Source organism: Deltaproteobacteria bacterium RBG_16_64_85 (assembly GCA_001798885.1).
Classification (GTDB): Bacteria; Desulfobacterota; Deferrimicrobia; order Deferrimicrobiales; family Deferrimicrobiaceae; genus FEB-35.
This window is the reverse complement of record MGQW01000086.1, coordinates 13,860-35,156: the sequence shown is the minus strand read 5'-3', so window position 1 is coordinate 35,156 and position 21,297 is coordinate 13,860. Positions and strand designations below refer to the sequence as shown.

Annotated in this window: 20 protein-coding genes; 2 read left to right on the top strand and 18 right to left on the bottom strand. The window is 63.1% G+C overall.

Annotation, left to right across the window (positions count from 1 at the left end):
* The 16 genes from A2Z13_00850 to A2Z13_00775 form a co-directional block, all read right to left on the bottom strand.
* A complete protein-coding gene (locus tag A2Z13_00850; protein OGP76386.1) occupies nucleotides 1-795 on the bottom strand; it encodes a tryptophan synthase subunit alpha in 795 nt (264 codons plus the stop codon).
* The gene (locus A2Z13_00845; protein OGP76433.1) at nucleotides 782-1,987 is read right to left on the bottom strand and encodes a tryptophan synthase subunit beta; all 1,206 of its coding nucleotides are present in this window, start codon (nucleotides 1,985-1,987) and stop codon (nucleotides 782-784) included. The genes A2Z13_00850 and A2Z13_00845 overlap by 14 nt, the downstream gene beginning before the upstream one ends.
* The gene (locus A2Z13_00840; GenBank protein ID OGP76385.1) at nucleotides 1,977-2,615 is read right to left on the bottom strand and encodes a hypothetical protein; all 639 of its coding nucleotides are present in this window, start codon (nucleotides 2,613-2,615) and stop codon (nucleotides 1,977-1,979) included. The genes A2Z13_00845 and A2Z13_00840 overlap by 11 nt, the downstream gene beginning before the upstream one ends.
* Before the next feature lie 119 nt (nucleotides 2,616-2,734).
* Complete coding sequence (locus A2Z13_00835) at nucleotides 2,735-3,535, bottom strand: hypothetical protein (protein ID OGP76384.1); 801 nt, start codon at nucleotides 3,533-3,535, stop codon at nucleotides 2,735-2,737.
* A gap of 3 nt (nucleotides 3,536-3,538) precedes the next feature.
* Nucleotides 3,539-5,158 carry an anthranilate phosphoribosyltransferase gene (locus A2Z13_00830; protein ID OGP76383.1) on the bottom strand — a complete coding sequence of 540 codons (1,620 nt, stop codon included), beginning with the start codon at nucleotides 5,156-5,158 and terminating at the stop codon, nucleotides 3,539-3,541.
* Complete coding sequence (locus A2Z13_00825) at nucleotides 5,155-6,645, bottom strand: anthranilate synthase component I (protein ID OGP76382.1); 1,491 nt, start codon at nucleotides 6,643-6,645, stop codon at nucleotides 5,155-5,157. The genes A2Z13_00830 and A2Z13_00825 overlap by 4 nt, the downstream gene beginning before the upstream one ends.
* Before the next feature lie 6 nt (nucleotides 6,646-6,651).
* A complete protein-coding gene (locus tag A2Z13_00820; protein OGP76381.1) occupies nucleotides 6,652-7,326 on the bottom strand; it encodes a hypothetical protein in 675 nt (224 codons plus the stop codon).
* Nucleotides 7,323-8,987, bottom strand: a complete 1,665-nt coding sequence (locus tag A2Z13_00815; GenBank protein ID OGP76380.1) for an arginine--tRNA ligase — start codon at nucleotides 8,985-8,987, stop codon at nucleotides 7,323-7,325. The genes A2Z13_00820 and A2Z13_00815 overlap by 4 nt, the downstream gene beginning before the upstream one ends.
* A 106-nt stretch (nucleotides 8,988-9,093) precedes the next feature.
* Complete coding sequence (locus A2Z13_00810) at nucleotides 9,094-9,297, bottom strand: hypothetical protein (protein ID OGP76379.1); 204 nt, start codon at nucleotides 9,295-9,297, stop codon at nucleotides 9,094-9,096.
* Nucleotides 9,298-9,388: 91 nt separating this feature from the next.
* On the bottom strand, nucleotides 9,389-11,524 hold the full coding sequence (locus tag A2Z13_00805; protein OGP76378.1) for a hypothetical protein: 2,136 nt from the start codon (nucleotides 11,522-11,524) through the stop codon (nucleotides 9,389-9,391).
* Nucleotides 11,478-11,828 carry a hypothetical protein gene (locus A2Z13_00800; GenBank protein ID OGP76377.1) on the bottom strand — a complete coding sequence of 117 codons (351 nt, stop codon included), beginning with the start codon at nucleotides 11,826-11,828 and terminating at the stop codon, nucleotides 11,478-11,480. Before A2Z13_00800 ends, A2Z13_00805 begins: the two co-directional genes overlap by 47 nt.
* Before the next feature lie 4 nt (nucleotides 11,829-11,832).
* Nucleotides 11,833-13,128, bottom strand: a complete 1,296-nt coding sequence (locus A2Z13_00795) for a hypothetical protein (GenBank protein OGP76376.1) — start codon at nucleotides 13,126-13,128, stop codon at nucleotides 11,833-11,835.
* Entirely contained in the window at nucleotides 13,129-14,220 is a 1,092-nt protein-coding gene (locus tag A2Z13_00790) for a hypothetical protein (protein ID OGP76375.1), read from the bottom strand. It lies immediately after the preceding gene.
* Nucleotides 14,221-14,362: 142 nt separating this feature from the next.
* Nucleotides 14,363-15,010, bottom strand: coding sequence for a hypothetical protein (locus tag A2Z13_00785; GenBank protein OGP76374.1), 648 nt, complete (start codon nucleotides 15,008-15,010; stop codon nucleotides 14,363-14,365).
* A gap of 198 nt (nucleotides 15,011-15,208) precedes the next feature.
* Nucleotides 15,209-17,188, bottom strand: a complete 1,980-nt coding sequence (locus A2Z13_00780; protein OGP76373.1) for a ferrous iron transport protein B — start codon at nucleotides 17,186-17,188, stop codon at nucleotides 15,209-15,211.
* Nucleotides 17,185-17,556 (bottom strand): hypothetical protein, encoded by a 372-nt coding sequence (locus tag A2Z13_00775; protein ID OGP76432.1) that lies wholly within the window; start codon nucleotides 17,554-17,556, stop codon nucleotides 17,185-17,187. The genes A2Z13_00780 and A2Z13_00775 overlap by 4 nt, the downstream gene beginning before the upstream one ends.
* A gap of 214 nt (nucleotides 17,557-17,770) precedes the next feature.
* On the opposite strand from A2Z13_00775, the gene A2Z13_00770 reads away from it, so the two are divergent.
* Complete coding sequence (locus tag A2Z13_00770; protein ID OGP76372.1) at nucleotides 17,771-18,934, top strand: carboxylate--amine ligase; 1,164 nt, start codon at nucleotides 17,771-17,773, stop codon at nucleotides 18,932-18,934.
* 22 nt (nucleotides 18,935-18,956) lie between these two features.
* Nucleotides 18,957-19,691 carry a transposase gene (locus A2Z13_00765; protein ID OGP76371.1) on the top strand — a complete coding sequence of 245 codons (735 nt, stop codon included), beginning with the start codon at nucleotides 18,957-18,959 and terminating at the stop codon, nucleotides 19,689-19,691.
* Between the two features lie 11 nt (nucleotides 19,692-19,702).
* Here A2Z13_00765 and A2Z13_00760 read toward each other — a convergent pair whose 3' ends face one another.
* Together A2Z13_00760 and A2Z13_00755 are read right to left on the bottom strand one after the other, a co-directional pair.
* A complete protein-coding gene (locus A2Z13_00760; GenBank protein OGP76370.1) occupies nucleotides 19,703-20,260 on the bottom strand; it encodes a 50S ribosomal protein L17 in 558 nt (185 codons plus the stop codon).
* A 26-nt stretch (nucleotides 20,261-20,286) separates the two neighbouring features.
* Nucleotides 20,287-21,294 carry a DNA-directed RNA polymerase subunit alpha gene (locus tag A2Z13_00755; GenBank protein ID OGP76369.1) on the bottom strand — a complete coding sequence of 336 codons (1,008 nt, stop codon included), beginning with the start codon at nucleotides 21,292-21,294 and terminating at the stop codon, nucleotides 20,287-20,289.
* Between the last annotated feature and the right edge of the window lie 3 nt (nucleotides 21,295-21,297).

Sequence of the window (21,297 nt, the reverse complement as noted above, 5' to 3'; positions counted from 1 at the left end):
TCACCTCAATTCGTTTTTGAGGGATCGCACGAACCGCCGCAGAGCGTCCGGCCCGGTCCGTGACGCGCCGCGCGTCTCCACGACCTTGACGCAGGCACTTCCGACAACCGCGGCGTCGGCGGTTCGCGCCGCCGCCCTTGCCATCCCGGGCGTGGAGATGCCGAATCCCACCGCAATGGGAAGGGAGGTCTGCTCCTTCACCGCTCTTGCCCACGCGGAGATTCCCGGCGGAAGCGCCTTCCGCGCCCCCGTGATGCCGGTCAAAGATATAAGGTACAGGAATCCGGAACCTAATGCGACCGCCCGGCGGATCCGGTCGGGGCCGCTCGTCGGGGAAACCAGAGGAACCCAGTCCAGACCCGCCCGCCGGATCTCCGGCAGCATTTCCTGGGATTCCTCGGTCGGCAGGTCGACGACGAGGATCCCGTCCGCTCCAGCGGCGCGCGCGTCCCGGCAGAACCGCCTGGCGCCGTACCGGAAGAACGGGTTGTAATACCCGAAGATGACCACCGGCGTGGGGTGCGTCCCGCGGAACCCGGAAATCAGGGAAAGGGCGCGCGCCGTGGTCATCCCCGCGTTCAGGGCGCGCCGGGCGGCGGCCTGGATCGTGGGTCCGTCGGCCATCGGGTCGGAAAAGGGGATCCCCACCTCGATGAGGTCCGCTCCCCCGTCGGCGGCGGCGCGGAAGTAGGAAAGGGAGTTGCGCCCGTCCGGGTCCCCCGCCGTCAGGTAGACGACCAGTCCCTTTTCTCCGCGCTCCTTGAGGGAGGCGAAGGTCCCGTCAATTCGCGACACGTTTCCCCCCCGATCGCCCGGCGATGATCCCGATGTCCTTGTCTCCCCTCCCCGAGAGGTTGATGACGATCGTCTGGGACCGCCGCATTCGGCGTGCAAGACGGAACCCGAAAGCGACTGCGTGGGAGGATTCCAGGGCGGGCAAGATCCCCTCGTAACGCGAAAGGAGATCGAATCCTTCCAGCGCCTGATCGTCCGTCACGGCGACGTATTCGGCCCTTCCCGTGGTTTTCAGGAAAGCGTGCTCGGGGCCCACGCCCGGGTAATCGAGCCCCGCGGAGATGGAGTGCGCCTCCCGGATCTGGCCGTCCTCGTCCTGGATCACGAAGGACTTGCTGCCGTGGAGAACGCCGACCTGTCCCCGGCAAAGGGTCGCGCCGTGCCGGCCGGAGGACAGGCCGAGGCCTGCCGCCTCGACGCCCACCAGGCGGACGTTTTTATCGGAAATGAAGGGGGTGAAGATGCCCATGGCGTTGCTCCCCCCGCCGACGCACGCGACCACGGCGGAAGGAAGTCCGCCTGCGGCCCTACGGAACTGCCGCTTCGCCTCCTTGCCGATCACGGTCTGGAAGTCGCGGACCATCATCGGGTACGGGTGCGGCCCGGCCGTCGATCCGATGAGATAGTGGGTCGTCCGGACGTTGGTCACCCAGTCCCGGAGCGCCTCGTTCATCGCGTCCTTGAGCGTCCTGCTCCCGGATTCGACCGGAATCACCTCCGCGCCCAGAAGGCGCATCCGGAACACGTTCAGCTCCTGGCGACGGATGTCCTCCGTGCCCATGTACACCGCGCAGGCGACGCCCATCTTCGCGCAGACGGTGGCGGTCGCGACCCCATGCTGCCCCGCCCCCGTCTCGGCGATGATCCGCAGTTTCCCCATGCGCAGGGCGAGAAGCCCCTGCCCGAGGGTGTTGTTGATCTTGTGGGCGCCGGTGTGCGCGAGGTCCTCGCGCTTGAGGAAGATCCTTGCGCCCTTCGCTTTTTCCGTCAGGCGCTTTGCGTAGTAAAGCGGCGTCGGACGCCCCGCGTAATCCCGCAGCAGGCCGGCAAGCTCCGCGGCGAACCGGCGGTCCCGTGCGGCCTTCCGGTAGGCCGCCTCCAGCTCGATAAGCGCCGTCATGAGCGTTTCCGCGACATAACGGCCGCCGAACGGGCCGAAGTGCCCGAGGCTATCCGGATATTTATATTTTATGTTTTCCCGCAATATCAAACTCTTCCGTTGCGTTCTTAATGAAATACTTTACCTTCATCGGGTCCTTTTTCCCGGGGATGGTTTCCACCCCGCTGGCGACGTCGACGGCATCGGGACGGGAGGCGCGGATCGCGGCGGCGACATTCCCGGCAGTGAGACCCCCCGCAAGGATCCATGGCTTCCCGGGGTGGATCCCCCCGATCTTTCCCCAATCAAGAGCCTTCCCCGTGCCTCCGAATTCGCCCTTCACTGCCGCATCCAGCAGGAAGGCCTCGCAGGGGTAGCTCCCGTATGCGGCCAGCTCCGAGCCATCCCGCACATGGACCGCCTTGATCCGCTGAAACGACAGACGCTGCGCGACAGCGGGAGGCTCGTGTCCGGAGAGCTGGACGACCTCGATCCGTAACGTCCGGCACACCTCCTCGATGACCTCCGGGAGCTCGTTCACGAACACACCCACGGGAATGGCCTTTCCCCGCACCGCGGCGACCATCGGCGCCGCTTCGGACATCGGAACATGGCGGCGGGACCCTTTGTAGAAATTGATCCCGATGGCGTCGGCCCCGAAGGAAGCCGCCATCGCCGCGTCCTCTTCCGAGGTGATGCCGCAGATCTTGATCCGGAACATGGGGAAATCCTACGCCTCCACCTTCGGAAGGCGCCCGAGCGCCTCGCTGTGGATGGCGTGCGCCGATTCCGGTGCCAGAAGGTTGGGGAGGATCTTCGTTTCCATCGAACCGCTCCTTTTCAGGCCGAGTGGCGGCTGGTTATTCCCTTGATCGTCTGCACCGCTTCCCCCGGGTCACCGGACCGGACCAGCGTTTCCCCGATCAGTAACGCGTCCGCGCCCAGCGCATGAAACCGTCGCACATCGGAGGGAGAGGAGATCCCGCTCTCCACCACCTTCACGGTGTTCCTCGGCGCCAGGGGAAGCAGGCGTCTTGAAGTATCCAGATCGACACGCAGGGTCGAAAGGTCCCGGTTATTGATCCCGATGATCGTGGCGCCTGCGCCTGCCGCCAGCGCCATTTCCTTCTCGTTGTGCACCTCGACGAGGGCCTCCATGCCGTACTTGGCCGCAGCCCGGATCATTCTTTCGGTCTCTTTCCCGAGGACGGCCACGATCAGCAGGACGAGGTCGGCCCCGTGTGCCCGGGATTCCGCGATCATGTATTCGTCGAGAAGGAAGTCTTTCCGGAGCGCCGGGACGGTTCCGCATGCGTCGCTCGCCGACGACAGGTCCGCGAGCGACCCCCTGAAGAAACGGCCCTCCGTCAGGACGGAAACGGCGCACGCCCCTCCGCGCGCGTACGCCCGCGCCGTCTCAGCCGCGTCGAGGTCCTTCCGGATCCACCCCTTCGATGGTGAGGCACGCTTGATCTCCGCGATGATTCCCGGGGCATCCTTCAACCTCTCACGGAGGTCGCGTCTCCGGACGTTCCGCCGGGCGCGCTCCGCCACGTCGGCAAACGGGGCGGCGGCTTTCCTCCCTTCCAGCTCCTCCCGGACACCCTTGAGGATTCTTTCCAGAAAGGAAATCCTAGTCACGCGCTACGCCGCTTTGGTCCCGAGGATATCGAGAAACGCATTCAGCCGGGACATCGCCGCCCCCGAGTCGATCGACAGGGCCGATTTCTCGATGCCTTCCCGGACGTCCTCGGCTTTCCCGCCGGCGACGATGGCAAACGCCGCGTTGAGAAGAGTCGCCTGGCGTCCAGGCCCCTTCGCTCCCGAAAGGATCCCTTTGAGGATTCCTGCGTTCGTGGCCGCGTCTCCCCCCTTCAAGTCCTGGAGGGAGGCGTATTCGAATCCGACCGACCTCGGGTCGAATAAATACCGCTTCACGACTCCCTTCCGGACATCCCATACGATCGTGGGGGCGGACAGGGTGACCTCGTCCATCCCGTCGGTCCCGTGGACGACAAATGCACGCCGGTGTCCCAACTCCGCCAGGACGCGTGCGTACGTCTCCCCCAGTTCCTCGCTGAACACCCCCACCATCTGGCAGTTCACCCCGGCGGGGTTGCTCAAAGGTCCCAGGATGTTGAAAATCGTCCGGATTCCGATCTCGCGGCGCGGTCCGATGGCGTATTTCATGGCGGCGTGGAATTTCGGTGCGAACATGAAGGTGATCCCGGCCTCGTCGAGCGCCTTCTGCACGTCGGGCACGGACGCGGAGAGGTCCATTCCCAGGGCCTCCAGGACGTCGGCGCTCCCCGCCCTGCTGGTCACGGACCGGTTGCCGTGCTTGGCCACGCGTATCCCGGCCCCCGCGGCGACGAACGCCACCGTCGTGGAAATGTTGAAGGTCCCGGCGCGGTCCCCGCCGGTCCCGCAGGTGTCCAGGACATCTTCCCCCGGAGGGGAGTGGATGCGAATCGCCTTCTGCCGCATGACGTCGGTGGCCGCTGCGATCTCCGTGGTCGTTTCCCCCTTCATCGAGAGTACCGAGAGGAAGGAGGCGATCTGCGAGGGTGTCGCCTCCCCTTCCATGATCATCCGCATGGCGTCGCGCATGCCGTCGGAGGAGAGATCCTTTCCCGCCGCCGTCTCCGAGATCGCCTCTCGGATGTTGCGGAAGCACCGGAGAACCGGCTGCTGCGGGTCGATGAGGGAGAGGAAATTCTCGAGGATCCGCATGCCGTACTGCGTGAGGATCGACTCGGGGTGGAACTGGACCCCGAAGATCGGGCGCGAAACGTGGCGCACTCCCATGACCTCGCCGTCCGAGGACTCCGCGCTGACCTCCAGTTCGGGCGGCAGCGAAGCCCTCTCCAGCGCGAGCGAGTGGTAACGCGTCGCGGTCAACGGGTTTTCGAGCAGGGAGAAGATCCCCTTCCCGTTGTGATGGATCCGGGAGGTCTTGCCGTGCATGAGCGCCTGTGCATGGACGACCTTCCCCCCGAAGGCCTGCCCGATGCACTGGTGGCCGAGGCAGACCCCGAGGATGGGAACGCGGTCCGAGAAAGCGCGGATCGCGTCGAGAGAGATTCCTGCGTCGTCCGGGCCTCCCGGGCCGGGGGAAATGACGATCCCGGCGGGGTTCCTCGCGGCAAGGTCCGGGACGGAAATCGCGTCGTTGCGGAAAACGTTGACCTCCGCTCCCAGCTCGCACAGGTACTGCACGAGGTTGTAGGTGAACGAATCGTAATTGTCGATGACGGCGATCACGCGCGTCCCCTCCCCTCCTCGTCGACCCCGATCGCGCGGAAGAGGACCCGCGCCTTGCTCCGGATCTCCTCCCACTCCTTTTCCGGGTCCGAATCGGCGACGATCCCGGCGCCGGCCTGGATCACGGCCTCGCCGCCCCACATCACGATGGTGCGAATCGTGATGCAGAAGTCCATGCTCCCCTGGAGGTCGAAATACCCCACCGCGCCCGCATAGATACCCCTTCGGAACGGCTCCAGCTCCTCGATGATTTCCATGGCCCGCACTTTGGGGGCGCCGGTCACCGTCCCGGCGGGGAAGGCGGCGCGGAGGACGTCGAAGGCGGAAAGTCCCTTTCGTAACCGGCCGACCACGTTCGAGACGATGTGCATTACATGGGAATACCTCTCCACCGCCATCATCTCGTCCACCTTCACCGTTCCCCATTCCGCCACGCGCCCGACGTCGTTGCGGCCCAGGTCTACGAGCATCACGTGCTCGGCGATCTCCTTGGGGTCGGACAAAAGATCCGTTTCCAGGCGCCGGTCTTCCTCGGGCGTGGCCCCCCGGGGGCGGGTCCCCGCGATCGGCCGCAGCTGGACCAGGTCCCCTTCCAGGCGGACGAGGATTTCCGGCGAGGAGCCGACGATGGACAAATCCCCTGTCTTCAGCAGGTACATGTAGGGCGACGGATTCAGCGCGCGGAGCACCCGATAGACCTCCGAGGGTGAGCGGTCCGTCCGCATGCGCGCCCGGTTGGAGAGCACGACCTGGATGATCTCCCCGTCCCGGATATACTCCTTCGCCTTCCGAACGCACGAGAGGAACGCATCGCGTGGGACGTCGAAGACGGGGTTCCCCGTATCGCGCCCGCGGGGGATCTCCGACCAGGGGAGCGGCCCCTGCAGGATGCGGCGCACCTCCTCGATGGAGAGGCAGCAGCGTTCGTAGGCTTCCTCCTCTCTCCCCGTTTCCGTCACTTCGCCGTGCGCGACGATGAGGATCGTGTGCTTCACGTTGTCGAAGATGACCAGCCGGGAAGGGAAGAGGAAAAGCGCGTCAGGCGCCCCTTCGGCGGGGTGGGTGTCGGGGATCTTCTCGATGTGCCGGACGTAGTCATAGCCAATGAAGCCCACCGCTCCTCCCGAAAGCCTCGGCAGACCTGTCGCCTGCTGGTACCGGATCCCGGAGAGGATCCCCGCCAATTCCTTCAGGGGATCCCCGTCCAGCGCCCGAACGCTCTCGACCTCCCCCTTCCGGATCGCCACCCTGTTCCCGTCCGCGCGAACCCGAAGGTAAGGATCAAACCCGATGAAGGAGTACCTCGCCCACTTCTCGCCGCCTTCGACGCTCTCCAGGAGGAAGTGGTCGTCCGGGAACCTCGCCGAGATCTTCAGATAGGCGGAGACCGGAGTGTCGAGATCGGCGTGAAACTCCTGCCAGACGGGGATGACGGAGAACGTCCTTGCGTGGGATTGAAACTCCTCTTTCGTCGGACAGATCCTCATCCCTCTTCACCCCTGGATCATGTAGGCGTCGATCTTCATCTCGTCCTTGAGCCTCCGCACCGCTTTTTTCGCCGCCTCGATGTCGGGGAACGGCCCCACCAGCACGCGGTAATACTTCTCCCCGTTTTTCCTCGCCGCCTGGACCACCCGGACGGCATACCCCGCCTTGTCCAGCCGCTTCCGGTACGCTTCCGCCGTCCTCTTCTCCCGGAAAGCTCCTGCCTGCACGACGTATTTCCTGGCGCCGGAGGCACTCGCCGCCTCGCCTCCCGGTGAGGCGGTATTGTCCTTCTGCGCCGCCCGTACGAGAGGAACCGGCGTGGGTTCCTTTTTCGCCAGCGTTTCCTGGAACGTGAGCTTCTTCTCGACCTCGTTCACGGTGCTCTTTGCGTCCGGCGGCGGGACAATGGGAACCTTGACTGCTTCCTCCGAATAGGCGCCGAGGTCCTTCCGGATGTCGCTTGCGACCACGGGGGGCGCTCCCTGGCTCCCCGGGGAGGGTGCGTTCTTCCCCCCTTGGGCATCGGGGGCGGCAGAGCTCTTCTCGATGACTCTCCCGACCTGGAGCCCGATGACGAACACCGCGGCAAGGACGACGATTGCGCCGATCGCGAAAAAGGCGAACGGGTTTCTTTCCCCCTCCCCCCGCCGTTGCCCTTTTTTATTGTACAGGCTTTTCACATCCGCTCCGGTGCGGAAACTCCGATGAGTGAGAGACCGATGCCGACGACGGTCTTCACCGCCTTCGCCAGCGCCAGCCGCCCCTGGGTCCGTTCCGGCGTCTCCCCCAGAAACCGGTGGTTCTGGTAGAACGCGTGGAACTCCCTCGACAGTTCGAGCAGGTAGAAGGGGATCCGGTGGGGCTCCCGCAGGTGCGCCGCCTCCGACACGACGTCCGGGAAGCGCGCCACCTTTTTCATCAGGGCGAGTTCATCCGGCAGCGTGAGGGAGGAAAGGGAGGGGTGGTCGGACAACGGGGTTTGCCGTGCTGCCGCTTCCCGGAAGATGCTGCAGATCCTGGCATGGACATACTGGATGTAGTATACGGGGTTTTCGCTGGACTGCGTCTTGGCGAGGGTCAGATCGAAATCCAGGTGCGAGTGAAAACTCCGCAGGAGATAGAAAAACCTCGCCGCGTCCGGTCCCACTTCGTCCAGCACTTCCCGGAGCGTCGTGAATTCGCCGGAACGGGTCGACATCTGGATGGCTTTCCCCTCCCGGAGAAGGGTCACGAACTGGACCAGCAGGATCTCCAGGCGCAGTTCGTCCTCGCCCAGTCCCCGCATCGCCGCCATCAGCCTCGGTGCGTACCCGTGGTGATCCGCCCCCCAGAGGTCGATCACGCGCGCGTATCCCTTCAGAAACTTGTGCCGGTGGTACGCAATATCGGCGGCAAAATAGGTCGTCCTCCCGTCCGCCCGGACGAGAACGCGGTCCTTCTCGTCTCCGTGTGCCTCGCTCTTGAAAAAAACGGCTCCCTCGGACTCGTAGAGGAGCCCCCGGCTCCGCAGTTTCTCGATGGCGCCCATCACCTCGCCGGCCCGGTGGAGGGTTTCCTCGCGGAACCATCGATCGAAGCGCACCCGGAAGTCTTCCAGGTCCTTCCGGATGCCGTTGAGGATCCGTTCGCAAGCAACCTTGCGAAACACGGGCAGCGCCAGCGTAGGGGGGGTCGCCTTGTAGCGGTCGCCCACCTCCCCGTGGAATTCGCGCGCAAGCTCGACCAGGTAATCCCCGCGATACCCGTCCTCCGGGAGCTGCGCGTCCACACCGCACTCCTGGAGATATCTCGAGTAGAGCGACAGGCCCAGGTTGTCCATCTGGTTGCCGACGTCGTTCACGTAATACTCGGTGGCGACTTCGTACCCTTCGAAGGACAGGATCCGCGCGAGCGCATCCCCAACCGCTGCTCCCCTGCCATGCCCGACGTGGAGAGGGCCGGTTGGATTGGCCGACACGAATTCGATCAGCACCTTCTGCCCTTTTCCCTGGTCGGAAGAACCGAACCGGTCCCCCTTGCGGAGGGAAATCGCAACGACCTCCCTCCAAGCATCGTTGGACAGCACGATATTAATGAATCCCGGGCCGGCGACCGAGAGCGAGGCGATCCAGCCCCTGTCGTCTTCCCGGCGGATCGCCTCCGTCAGTTCTCCCGCAACTTCCCGCGGCTTTTTCCCAAGGGGCCGGGCCAGTTGCATGGCGGCGTTCGTCGAGAAATCCCCGTGTTCCTCCTGTCGGGGTATCTCCACGGAAACGGAGACTTCCAAAACCACCCCCCATTCCGCCAATTTCCGTTTTATTCCGGCAAGAAGAAGGGATTCCGTGACCTTACGAACGTCCACGCGGCTCCTCGAAATCGCGGAAAAGGCAAGAAAGTAAATACTTTATAATTCAACAGGGGGGAAGTCAACAACGACGACCCGGTAATTCCCGGCGGAACGGCCGCCGCTACCTGAAGCACACCTCGGAAACCTGCAGCCCCTTCGGCGTTGCGAGCGCTTCGAACTCCACTTCCTGCCCTTCCCCCGGCGTTCTGTACCCCTCCATCCGGATCGGAGAATACTGTACGAAAACATCCCGGTCTCCGGTTTGCTCAATGAACCTGTATTCCTTCGTTTCGTTGAACCACTTCACTTTGCCGATACGCTTCATCGCAAGACCCCCATCAAAGATGTGAGAATGAGGGTTCACAAGGTGTCGCAGACTGTCAATAAGCCCTTGCTTTTAAAGAACATGAATTAAATTACTGTTTTCTATACACCGTCGTCCTGTCCCTTCCGTCCCGCTTGGAACTGTAGAGGGCAACATCGGCGTGCAGGAGCAGTTCCTCGCCGGTCTTTCCGTGCTCGGGATAACAGGCGATCCCCAGCGAGGCGGTGACAACTAACTCCCGCTCGTTGAAGACAAACCATGTTTGCCGGATCATCAGCCGCAAACGTTCGGCCACTTGGCGCGCATGGGTCTGGTCCGTGCTGTGGAGGTAGATGGCGAATTCTTCCCCCCCGTAACGCCCGGCCATATCGACCTTTCTGACGGTTTTCCGGATGACGTTGGAAACCTTTCTCAAGACCTCGTCTCCTGCCGGGTGGCCATGCGTATCGTTGATGTTCTTGAAGTGATCGAGGTCGAGCATGATGACGGCGCAGGGGTATCGACCGTCCAGTCGGGCGAGAACGTTCTCCAGACGCTCGCAAAATGTCTTCCGGTTCAGAAGCCCCGTAAGTCCGTCGTTCCTGGCCTCTTTCACCAGATTTTCCAGGCGAAGCGTGTGCGAGATCCCCATCCGCATGATGGCAAGGATGTCCTTTGCCGCCTGGACGTCCTGCCCCTCGAAGTTGCGCCCTTCACCGGATTCGCAGACGAGGACGCCGCGAAACCCGCTGGTATCGGGCACGGGGACAAGGAGAAACCCTCCCCCGGGTGGACCGGTCCAGCTCGCCGGGAGCACGGGGAACCGTCCGCCGTCCGCCTGCCCGCCGGAGAAGATCCGGTGAACGCCCTGCCGGAGCACCCACTCGACATACGTCCCTTCCAGGGAAACCAACTCTTCCCGGTCCCCTGACGCTTTCCCCGCCGACTCCCACGCGATTCGCCCGCGCTTCCCCCCCTTTTTCGCCTCTATGAGGATGGCTCTGGCGATATCGAGATGCTGCCGAACCTGTTCCGCCGTGGCCCGGTAGACCTCCCGCCGCGGGGAAACGGTCTCGCCCCTTTCGCCGCTCGCCCGCTCCGAAACTTCGGCGATCCTCCGGATCAGCCGGTGAAATCCCTCCTGTCTCGCCAGGTACAGGTGTGCCCGGTACCGCTGTTTCGCCCACGCAAGCTCCCTCGCCGCCAGGAACGCCGCCGTCTCCAGCGCCTGCCCGATGGGCTCGCTCCACTTTCCCTCCGCGAATCGAAGGGCGAGGATCGCCCCCTCGACATTTCCCTCGATGCTCACCGGCGCCGCGGCGACGCCCGTGGGGCGGCCTTCCCTTCCGCTCTCCTTGCCGATGGCCCAATTCCCGAAATCTTCCCCCTCAAAAAGGAACGTACGGCGGAACAGCATCGCTTCGCGCACGGGCATGTAGTCGTCCGGAATCGCCAGGTCCACGCCGCCGGAATCTCCTCCGCGGCACGCAGAGGCGCCTGCCCGGAATGCCCGACCCTGCCCAGGGGAAGGGGAGATATACAGGATGCGGTCGGCTCCCGTGATGGGGAGAATCCCCTCGAGGATACGCCGGATTCCATCCATGAGATCATCCCGGGAGCGCAGCAATCCCAACCGCTCGACCTCCTCGGGAAAATCCCGCTCCGTCGCCGCTGCAGGGTTTTCCCAGGGGAACACGAGCATCCGGCTTTCGTTGATCGCTTCCTGAACCATGTCCCTGCCGGACCCGGAATCCCGAAATTTGTCCCGTATCACCCGTCCCGCAAGAATGCCAAGCCCTCCCAATCCGCCGATCGACGCCAGGAAGCCTTCGGCCGGCCATCGACCTTCGGGGGAAAAAAGAAACCACGTGAACGCCGCTGCGGCATAGACCGCCGCCGGGAAGGCGGGGAGAAGGAAGGCGATGGACGGAAACAGAATGGCCGGCACAAGGCGGGATTCCGCCACTATCGGATAAAGGGAGTGGAGTTCCATGAGGCCAGCGGCTCCCCACGCCAGCGTGGAGGGAACGTCCATCAGTCGATCCCGTCGCCGGGAGGTGAGGAGATCCCGGAACAACAGGAAGGCGAGGACGCCGAATGCGGTGGCCGCCCATGGAGCGGACCAGCCGGTCCAGCCTCCCCCGCGCCGGAAATTCAGGAACAGCAGGAGATGGACGAGCGAAAGGGCGGGAACGGAATACCTACGGACGACCCGATCCTTTCCTTGCAGGAGGGGAAACGGGTACATCCTTTTTCCGGTCGAGGACGATGACATTCTCCTTCTCGCCGATCAAGCCGAGTTCCTTTCGGGCGATTTCCTCGATATAGGAGGGGTTGGTCCTCAACTTCTCAACCTCCTCCTGGAGCCGCCGATTCTCGACGCGCAGTTTTACGTTCTCCTCGAGGACTTGCTTGTGAGTTCGGTAAAGCTTCCAGGTGCCAATGATCCCCATTTCCCGGAAGAGGGAGAAGAGAAGGAGCAGAACGGCGATTCCGCCCGCGACCAGCAGGGGAAGCTTCGGTTTCCATCGGGATCCCGGCTCCAATCCCATCCCGTCATCTTCCTCCCAACAGGTTTCGCGCCAACTTCCAGAGCGAGCGGGGAGCAAACGCATCCCGGGCGATTTCCCGATAGGGAGCGTCTCCCGCGAACACGGCCCAGAGGATGCGAGCCTGGGTGAATCTCGCCTCGGCCGACTCCCGATTCACCGACCGGAGATAGGCATCCGAGAGACGCCCTTTCCGAAGCACGCTCTCGTAGATTCCGAACAACGCTCTTCCCCAGACATTATCATAACGGAACAACCGGAGGCAGGGACGATAGAAATGATCCCGGAGAGCCGGTTCGGATATTCCCTCGGCGGTAATCGCCCTTGCCAGAATGCCCGCGGTGTCGTGGGAAGATTCGATGCCGTTTTTCAGATGGCGCGAGATGAATGCATCCCCGATGATCGCCATCCGGTCGGAAAACGGACGTTCGGCGACGCCGATGGGCAATTGGGGATGGCAGTGACAAAGGACCTTCGCGCCCGAAGGGAGGAGGGACGCCAGCGCGTGATTCCGCGACCTCTCGGCTTCGAGGTCCGCGATCTTCACGTGCTCCCCGATCCCGGTAAGCGTCAGAAAATTGTCTTTTGGCGTGATCGCCAGAAAGCGGATGGCCTTGCCCCACGCGGGAATAATGTGAATCCGGTTCCTGAGCCGCTGCTCGATGAATTCATTGCCGGCCGGAATCTCGGTCTGAACCGTGTGCCAGGTCTTCGGAGGGCGGTAATCGAAGGGGAGCTTCCACGACAAAGAGGTATTGACCCCGAACGCCCCCACGAGAAAATCGAAATTCCGCTTCGCCCCTCCGGGGAACGCGAGACGATACCCCGTGTGCGTCTTCTCGATGCTTTCAACGCGCTCGTGGAGAAACTCCGCGCCACGGGCGATCGCCGCGTCCAGCAGGAACTGATCGAAACTCTTCGTTTCCTCCTTGGAGAACACCGGTCCGCCTCCGCGGAAGACGGTGTAGATCTCTCTCCGCTCCGGATGCCGGACCGTGACCGACACGTCCCTGCCGTGGATTTCGTATCCGTCGGCGATCCGGCGGATCACGCGAGCATCGAGAGACAGCGAAAAGTCGCCGATCTTCCTCACCATGGCGGGCCCGATCGCCCCGGCGCACATGTTGCAGCCCGACGGGCCGGAGTGGGAAAACGTCTTGCGGTCGATCAGGGTGACACTCGCCGTTCGGCCTTTCGCACGGAGAAGGGACAAGAGGTGGAGGGCAAAGAAGGTTCCCGCGGGGCCGGCGCCGATGACGCCGACGGAGGCCTGATCCGGGAGGGTTGTCTTAGAGGATTCCATCTAAAACGTCACGCCGATCGCACCTGTGGAACTTCCGGAGCTTCCCCCCCCGCCCCCGCCTCCCGCGCCTGCCGCGACGCCGATTGCGACCGCCCCGATCAACAGCCAGACCCACCACCGCTGAATCCACGGGGACTCCGCATCCTTCGGGGATCCCTTCGCTGCGGGCCATCCCGCGTTCCTGAGTAATTTCGCCGTCCTGTCGGCAGCTTCCGCCGCCCCTTCGTCCCCCGCAGGCCACTCGAATTGTCCCAGGAACACCGGGTCCGAATTCCCCTTCCCCGATGTAAATACGCGGACGACGGGCTGCCCTTCCCGCTCTCCCAGGACCATAAGGGCTACCCGCAAGGCTCCCGCACCTGCCGCCAGCTCGGCGATCAGCGCGCCGCCCCCCTTTCCTTCCGGCGACGCCGTCAACAATTCGCCCAAGGTTGCAACGCGGTCGCGGACAAGAACGCTCTGGATGTCCGCGGAATCCCCGGGAAGCCACTGTCCCGCCTTCTCCACGTCCAGATAGCCCGCAAGCGAAAGGCGGACTCGCACCGGCCTGGAGGAGGAAACCTTGACCCGTCCGGGGGTCGTGCCCACCGGTTTCCCGTCGAGGAATACGGAAGCGCCCGGGGGGATGGACTGCACCAGCAGATCCGCTTCGGGAGGGGGCCGCTCCCCCGCCCGTGTCCAGGCGTCGCGAAACGTCGGCGAGAACAGGCCCGGGTCCGGCGAAAAGTCGGGTCGCAGGACCCTGGCACGGGCAAACATCTCCTCCGCTTTGCCGCGGTCCCCCTCCCAGAGATGAAGCAGGCCCCGTCTCAGGAAGATCTCGGCGAAGAACGGGCGGGTCGCATCGCCTAATCGAAACTTCCTCGCCTCTCCTTCCGCATCCAGGAGGAGGACAGCGGCCTTCCGGGTTTCCATCCGGTCCATGCTCCGAAGAACCTCCGCCATTTTTCCGGAGATTCGCTCGAGCGAGGCGTCATCGGCCTCGGGAAAGAGGTCCTTCTGGTCCGTGAGACCCTGCGCTGCGGCAGGGGGCGCCACCCACCGGACGCCCAGATCCCGCTGCAAGAGTGAAGGGATCGTCGCCAGCAGCAAACGCGCGGAAGCTTCGGGGACGGAGGGCGCGATATATTTCAGCAGGAGGCAAGGCTCGACGGGAGACTCCGTCGCCGCCAGCGCCAGCGCTCCCCCTGATCCTTCCGTTGTCAGGGCGAGACAAAGGAGAAGGGCAAGCGCCCTACGCGCGCTTGACGTAGATCTCATCCGTGATATCCCGGTCCACCGCGATGGTGGTCTCGCCGATCTGCAGGACGTAGGAGGGGTTCCGCTGGAGAAGGCACAGGCGGCTCCCCGGAACGATCCCGAGGGAACTCAGCTTCTCCAGTCTCTTCCTGGACTTCGGCGTGATGAAAACGATGCGGACGGAGTCTCCCAGTACCGCTTCGGAAAGGCGCGTGACCAGCGGCTGGATCTCCGTCCGGATGCGATCGCAGCAATCTCCGCGAGGGATCGTCCTCCCGTGGGGGCAGACGGGAGGATGCCCGAGGAAGGTGCAGACGCTGTCCGTGACGGGCGTGGTCAGGATGTGCTCGAACTTGCAGGCGCTGCTCTCCATCTGGTTGGAGTCGAGTTCGAACAGATTCCGAAGCAGGACCTCCGCAAGTCGATGACGCCGAATGATCCCGCGCGCCCGTTCCTCGCCCGTGAGCGTCAGATGCAGCTCGTCGCCCGATGTCTCCACCAGGCCGTCCGTCACGAGCTCTCCCAAGAGCACTTCGGGTCGATCCTCTTCCGATTTTTCCATCAAACGCATCCGGGTAAGGCATCCCTCTTCCCGCAGCGTCCAGATCAGCTCCAGGGTTTCATCCTGCCCGAATTCGGTCATCGACGGGCTCCTCTCGAAAACAGCGATTTGAAAAAGTTCACGACCTTGGACTCCGGAACGGGAAACGAATAATGGCACCGGGGGCAACAGAGGAGTGAACAGCTCTTCCCCAACGGGCAGCCGGTCCTGCACCCCTTGTCGTCCGAGTCCATCTCATATTGGCAAAGTGGGCAGCGTATTTTCAAGGGTCCTCTTGCGTCAGAAGGTAATTCCCATTTTCCGGGCGGCCAGGTTCACGAGCGCGCCGACCAGGATCGCGAACGGAAAGATGAACAGCGCCATTCCGGCGGCCACTTTGGATCCCTGTTCCTTGACGATGACGAGGAAATTCGCCAGACAGGGAATGAACAGGGTGATCGTGACGAGGCTCACCACGACCTGGAGATTCGTGAGAAGGCCGGCCCGTGCCATGTCGAACAGCCCCGCCGCGCCGTAATCCCGACGCAGGAACCCGATCAGAAAAGCTTCGGAGGTTTTCGGCGGCAGGTCCAGCAGCCCGACGACCAGCGGTTCCGACGCCTTCTGCAGCCACAGGAGCCACCCCATCCGGTCGGCCGCGAAAAGGAAGAACGTCCCGAGGAGAAAGAGCGGGACGGCTTCGCGGAGATACCACTCGATCCGCGCCATCGTCTTTACGGAGAGGTTTCCGATCCGGGGAAGGCGGATGGGCGGTATCTCCAGGATGAAATCGGAGGACTCCCCGGGGATCACCTTGGAGGCGAGGTAACCGACCGCAAGGATGATGCCGACGAGGATCAGCAGCCACGTCACGGTAGCCGCCAGTCCCACGTTGCCCAGCATCCCCAGGATTACGCCGAGTTGCGCGGAGCAGGGAATTCCCAGGGCGAGCAGCAGCGTTACGATGATGCGCTCCTTCCGGGTCTCCAGGATCCGTGTCGTCAAGGTAGCCATGGTGTCGCAGCCCAGCCCCAGGATCATCGGCAGCACCGCCTTCCCGTTGCACCCGATCTTCTTGAAGATCCGGTCGACCATCACTGCCAGCCGGGGAAGGTATCCGGAATCCTCGAGGATCCCGAAACCGAGGAAGAAGGTGCCCACGATCGGCAGCACGATGGCGACGGCATAGGACAGCGCCATCGAGATCATCCCGTACGGGCCGACCAGGAACTCCCGGATAATAGGCCACGGGATCGTGCGCTCCACGACCCAGGCGGTCGCCGGGAGGATCCCCTTTCCAAACACGTTGGCCTCGAGGAAGTCCACGAGGAACTTCGCCCCGAAGACGCCGACGAACTCGTACGCCAAAAAAAGGACGGCGAGGAGGATCGGCACTCCATAGAAAGGATCCATCGCGTACCGCCCGAATGCATGGGACCAATCGGTCCTCCGGGCGTCAGTGGATTCCTCTCCCATCCCGTCCAGGAGGGAATCGATCCACTGGAGGCGGATCTGGTTGACGCGGTAGGCGATGTCCTCACCAACCTCCTCCACCAGTCGGTTGCGGACTCCGTTCATCTCCCGTATCCGTTCGCCGCGGAGGTTCTCCGCGAGCCAGGGGGTGAGGGAATCGTCTCCGCACAGCAGCATGAGGGCGAGAGCGCGCTTCCCAACGAGAACGGATGGAGGAAGGAGCGTCTCCATGTGGGCGATGGCGGATTCGATCCGGTCCCCGTAGGAGACCTCGACGCGGGCCGGCGTGGAATGCTCGACCAGCCCCAGGAGCCGGTCGATCCCCTTCTTTCGCACCGCGACCGTGGGAATCGCCGGGACGCCGATCCGGACTTCCAGCTCCTCCAATCTCGGCATGACGCCGCGGTCCCGGGCTTCGTCGGCCATGTTCACTGCAAGCACGAGAGGAACGGCCATCTCCGCGAGCTGCAGGGTGATCATAAGGGAACGCCGCATGTTCTTGGCGTCGCAGACCTGGATGACCCGGGCCCCGGGCTCGGAAATCAGGATGTCGCGCGTCACCCGCTCGTCCTCGGACATGGGAAGAAGCGAGTTGACGCCCGGCGTGTCGATGACCTCGACGGTGCTGCCCCGCGCCGAAGCTTTTCCCCGCGTGACCTCGACCGTCGTCCCCGGGTAATTGGAGACGGTCACATACCGTCCCGTCAGGTACCCGAAAACGACGCTCTTCCCCACATTGGGGTTCCCCACGAGGATGACCTTGTCGGGCATCCGCGCGGCGGTCGCCGCAACGTCGTGGAGCTTCATTCGCCCGACTCCCTCCCTTCCTGGGGGAGGCACCGGGGGCAATATCCGTAGATGGCGAGCCGGTGCATCGTGGGAGAAAAACCATGCTGCCTGGCCACTTCTTCCTGGAGGGACTCGATCCGCGGCTCCTCGAATTCCGACACCTTCCCGCACTCCGTGCAGACAAAGTGGTCATGGTGAGACGTCAGGCTGGTCTCGTAACGCTTCGCTCCTTCGCCGAAATCGAGTTCCTTGGCATACCCGAGCCTCGCGAGGAGCTTGAGCGTCCGGTAGATCGTGGCCGGGCCGATGTCCCGGTTCCGGGCGCGGACTTTTCTGGCCAGTTCCTCGACAGTCAGATGCCTCCCGGACCGGAAGAAGATTTCCATGATCAGAGCGCGGCTCTTGCTTCTCTTTCCGCCCGCAGCCACAATCTCCTTATCGATACGCCGTAAAAGACGTTCCAAGGGAAGGGATGGACTCCATATTGAATATGATTTTCATTTTCATTATAGGGACGCATTCCCCGAGCGTCAAGCGGAATCTGTCCATCGTGGGCTTGACTTGACGGATGAAAACTGCGGGGTTACCTTTCATAAAACGATGAATTTTATCTATCTATCCCCCCATTTTCCCCCAAATTATTACCTCTTCTGCGTCCACCTTCGCCGCCTCGGCGCCAACGTGCTGGGGCTTGCGGATCCGCCGCACGACTCGCTGCGCCCCGAGTTGAGAGAGGCCCTGTGCGATTACTACCGGGTGGACGACCTGCACAATTACGACCAGCTCCTCCGGGGCTGCGGCTACTTCACCCAGAGGCACGGGAAACTCGACCGGATCGACTCGCACAACGAGTACTGGCTGGAGACGGAGGCCCGTCTCCGCACGGATTTCAACCTGTTCGGGATCCGGAGGGAGGACATCGCCTCCGTCAAATCGAAATCCCGGATGAAAGCCATGTTCCGAAGCGCGGGGGTCGCGGTCGCACGCGGCGTCATCGCGCGCACCGTGGAAGAAGGAAAACGGTTCGCGAGGGAGACGGGCTACCCCATCGTCGCCAAGCCCGACGTCGGCGTCGGCGCCATCGCGACCTACAAGGTAACGTGCGAAGCGGAGCTCGAGCGTTTCTTCTCACGGAAACCGCCGACGGACTACCTCCTGGAGGAGTTCATCGACGGGCGGATCTACTCCTTCGACGGTCTCACGGACAAGGACGGCAACCTGGTGTTCTACGCTGCCCACGCTTACAGTCAGGGGGTCATGGAAGCGGTCAACAACGACGAGCATCTCTACTACTACTCCCTCAGGAAGATCCCCGCGGACCTGGAGGCGGCCGGCCGGTGCGTGCTGAAGGCGTTCGGCGTGCGGGAGCGTTTCTTCCACTTCGAATTCTTCCGGACAAACCGGGATGCGCGCATCGTCGCCCTGGAGGTCAACCTGCGTCCCCCGGGAGGTTTGACCACGGACATGTTCAACTACGCGAACGACATCGATATCTACCACCAGTGGGCAAGCGTCGTGGTGCGCAACGAATTTACCGCTACCGCCAGCCGCCCCTACCATTGCGGCTATATCGGCAGGAAACGCGGGAAAAGCTACACACGCAGCCACGGGGATATCCTTGCCGCGTTCGGACATTGCATCGTGCATTACGAGGAGATCCACTCCGTTTTCCGGGCCGCAATCGGAGATTGCGGTTACCTTGCGCGCTCCGCGAGCCTGGAGGAAATTCTTGAGGTTGCCCGTTTCATCCACGAGACGAAGTGAGACGAATCCCGCAGGAACCCGCATGAACGTCGAATACCACAAATGGTGGAGCAGGAACCTGGGCCAGGATATGGAGCTGAAGGTGTACGGCCATGGCGGTAAACCGGTCCTCGCGTTCCCCTCGGCCGGAGGGCGCTTCTACGAATACGAGGACTTCGGCATGGTGGAAGCCTGCAGGCCCTTCGTGGAGGCGGGGAAGATCTTCCTGGTCGCCGTGGATAGCTTGGATCGCCAATCCTGGCTCAACTTCGAGGCCCATCCGGCGGATCGGGCCCGCCGGCACAATGAATACGACCGCTACATCGTGGAAGAAGTCGTCCCGTTCGTCCGTGACCGCGGGCACCGCAAGCGGTTCCTTTCAACGGGGTGCAGCATGGGGGGATACCATTCGGCGAATTTCTTTTTCCGCCACCCCGATCTCTTCGACGCCCTGATCGCCTTGAGCGGCGTCTACCAGCTCCGCCGGTTTGTCGGCGACTACATGGACGACAACATCTATTTCAATACGCCCCTCGCCTATCTCCCGGGGCTGGCCGACCCCTGGTATCTGGACCGATACCGGAACAGCAGGATCGTCGTGTGCGCAGGACAAGGGGCGTGGGAAGACGAGATGCTTGCGGACACGCTCGCCCTCAAGCAAATTCTTGACGAAAAACAGATCTGGTGCTGGGTGGACATCTGGGGACACGACGTGAACCACGACTGGCCGTGGTGGCGACGGCAGATGCCGTACTTCCTCCACCGCCTCGGCTTCTGACCCCTGCCGCCTTACGGGTTTTCCGCTTCCGGCTTTTTCTTCTTCGACGCCTTCCTGCGAGGGGATTCCTCCCCTTCGGGTTTCCCGGGCGATGCCTTTGCGGCTTTCTTCTTCCCGGCCGCAGCCTTTACGGCTTTTCCTTTCGCCGCCGCCTTCTCTTTCCCCAAAACCGGTTTCTTTTTCCTTCCCTTCCGCGCCCCCGCCTTCTTCTCCTCGACGGGGAGATACTCCAGAAGGGCCATCTCCGCGCCGTCTCCGCTGCGGAAGCCGGTGCGGACGATTCGCGTGTAACCGCCCGCGCGATCCGAGAAACGCCCTGCCAGGCCGGAGAACAGTTTCTCCGTGTTCTCCTTGTCGCTCAGCAGGGAAAATACGTGCCTTCTCGCGTGTGTCGTGTTCCTCTTCCCGAGAGTGATCAGCCGGTCCGCGATGCGCCGGAGCTCCTTCGCCCGCGCGACGGTGGTCTCGATCCGCTCCGAGTGGATCAGGGAATTCATGAGGTTCCGCAACATCGCTTTCCGATGGGAGGGATTCCGGCCCAGTTTCCTGTGATCGATCGCGTGACGCATGGTGCTTCCTCGTGTCGTGGAGTGTTTTAGTCTTCTTCCCTCGGCGGACTGAACTTCTCCGGCGCAAAGCTTTCCACCTTCATCCCCAGGGAGAGCCCCATTCCGTGCAGCACTTCCTTGATCTCGTTCAGGCTCTTCTTCCCGAAGTTCTTCGTCTTGAGCATCTCCTGCTCGCTCCGCTGCACAAGCTCGCCGATGTACTTGATGTCGGCATTCTTCAGACAGTTGTAGGCGCGGACGGAAAGCTCCAGCTCCTCCACCGGCTTATAGAGATTCTCGTTGATGGCCCCCGCTTCCAGGTGCGCGGGCTCGTCCGGCATTTCGGCCTCTTCGTCGAAGTTGATGAACACGGTCGCCTGGTCCTTCAGAATCTTCGCCGCATAGGCGACCGCATCCGCCGGCAGGACGGATCCGTCGGTCCACACTTCCAGGAGGAGGCGGTCGTAGTCCGTCTGCTGACCGACGCGCGCGTTCGTCACGGTGAAATTGACCTTCCGGATGGGGGAAAAGATGGCGTCGATGGGGATGGTCCCGATCGGCGCGTTTTCCTCGAGGTTCCGCTCCGCGGGAACGTACCCCTTCCCCATCCGCACGGAGATCTCCATCTTGAGCGTCGCGTTCTCCGACAGCTCCGCGATATGGCGGTCCTTGTTCAGAATTTCGACCATCGGATCGGCCTGCATATCCGACGCTTTGACCCGCTTGGGGCCCTTCGCCCCCAAGGTGATCGTGCGGGGCTCGGGCGAGTGCATCCGAAGACGGATCTCCTTCAGGTTGAGAACGATGTCGGTGACGTCCTCCACCACTCCCACGATTGTGGAGAACTCGTGCTGGACCCCCTCGATGCGGACCGATGTAATCGCCGCTCCCTGGAGGGAGGAGAGGAGGATCCTGCGGAGAGCGTTCCCCAGGGTGGTTCCGTATCCCCTTTCCAGTGGCTCCGCCACGAATTTTCCGTACTCGGCGGTCGCCGAATCGGTCTGAATCTCGATGCGGCGCGGCTTGATCAATTGCTTCCAGTTCCGCTGGAACATGCT

Bases quoted from the DNA above. Each gene is read 5' to 3' on its own strand.
- A2Z13_00840 (OGP76385.1), bottom strand. From the start codon at position 2,615: ATGTTCCGGATCAAGATCTGCGGCATCACCTCGGAAGAGGACGCGGCG.
- A2Z13_00825 (OGP76382.1), bottom strand. From the start codon at position 6,645: ATGAGGATCTGTCCGACGAAAGAGGAGTTTCAATCCCACGCAAGGACG.
- A2Z13_00810 (OGP76379.1), bottom strand. From the start codon at position 9,297: ATGAAGCGTATCGGCAAAGTGAAGTGGTTCAACGAAACGAAGGAATAC.
- A2Z13_00805 (OGP76378.1), bottom strand. From the start codon at position 11,524: ATGTACCCGTTTCCCCTCCTGCAAGGAAAGGATCGGGTCGTCCGTAGG.
- A2Z13_00800 (OGP76377.1), bottom strand. From the start codon at position 11,828: ATGGGATTGGAGCCGGGATCCCGATGGAAACCGAAGCTTCCCCTGCTG.
- A2Z13_00795 (OGP76376.1), bottom strand. From the start codon at position 13,128: ATGGAATCCTCTAAGACAACCCTCCCGGATCAGGCCTCCGTCGGCGTC.
- A2Z13_00785 (OGP76374.1), bottom strand. From the start codon at position 15,010: ATGACCGAATTCGGGCAGGATGAAACCCTGGAGCTGATCTGGACGCTG.
- A2Z13_00780 (OGP76373.1), bottom strand. From the start codon at position 17,188: ATGAAGCTCCACGACGTTGCGGCGACCGCCGCGCGGATGCCCGACAAG.
- A2Z13_00775 (OGP76432.1), bottom strand. From the start codon at position 17,556: ATGGAAATCTTCTTCCGGTCCGGGAGGCATCTGACTGTCGAGGAACTG.
- A2Z13_00770 (OGP76372.1), top strand. From the start codon at position 17,771: ATGAATTTTATCTATCTATCCCCCCATTTTCCCCCAAATTATTACCTC.
- A2Z13_00765 (OGP76371.1), top strand. From the start codon at position 18,957: ATGAACGTCGAATACCACAAATGGTGGAGCAGGAACCTGGGCCAGGAT.
- A2Z13_00760 (OGP76370.1), bottom strand. From the start codon at position 20,260: ATGCGTCACGCGATCGATCACAGGAAACTGGGCCGGAATCCCTCCCAT.
- A2Z13_00755 (OGP76369.1), bottom strand. From the start codon at position 21,294: ATGTTCCAGCGGAACTGGAAGCAATTGATCAAGCCGCGCCGCATCGAG.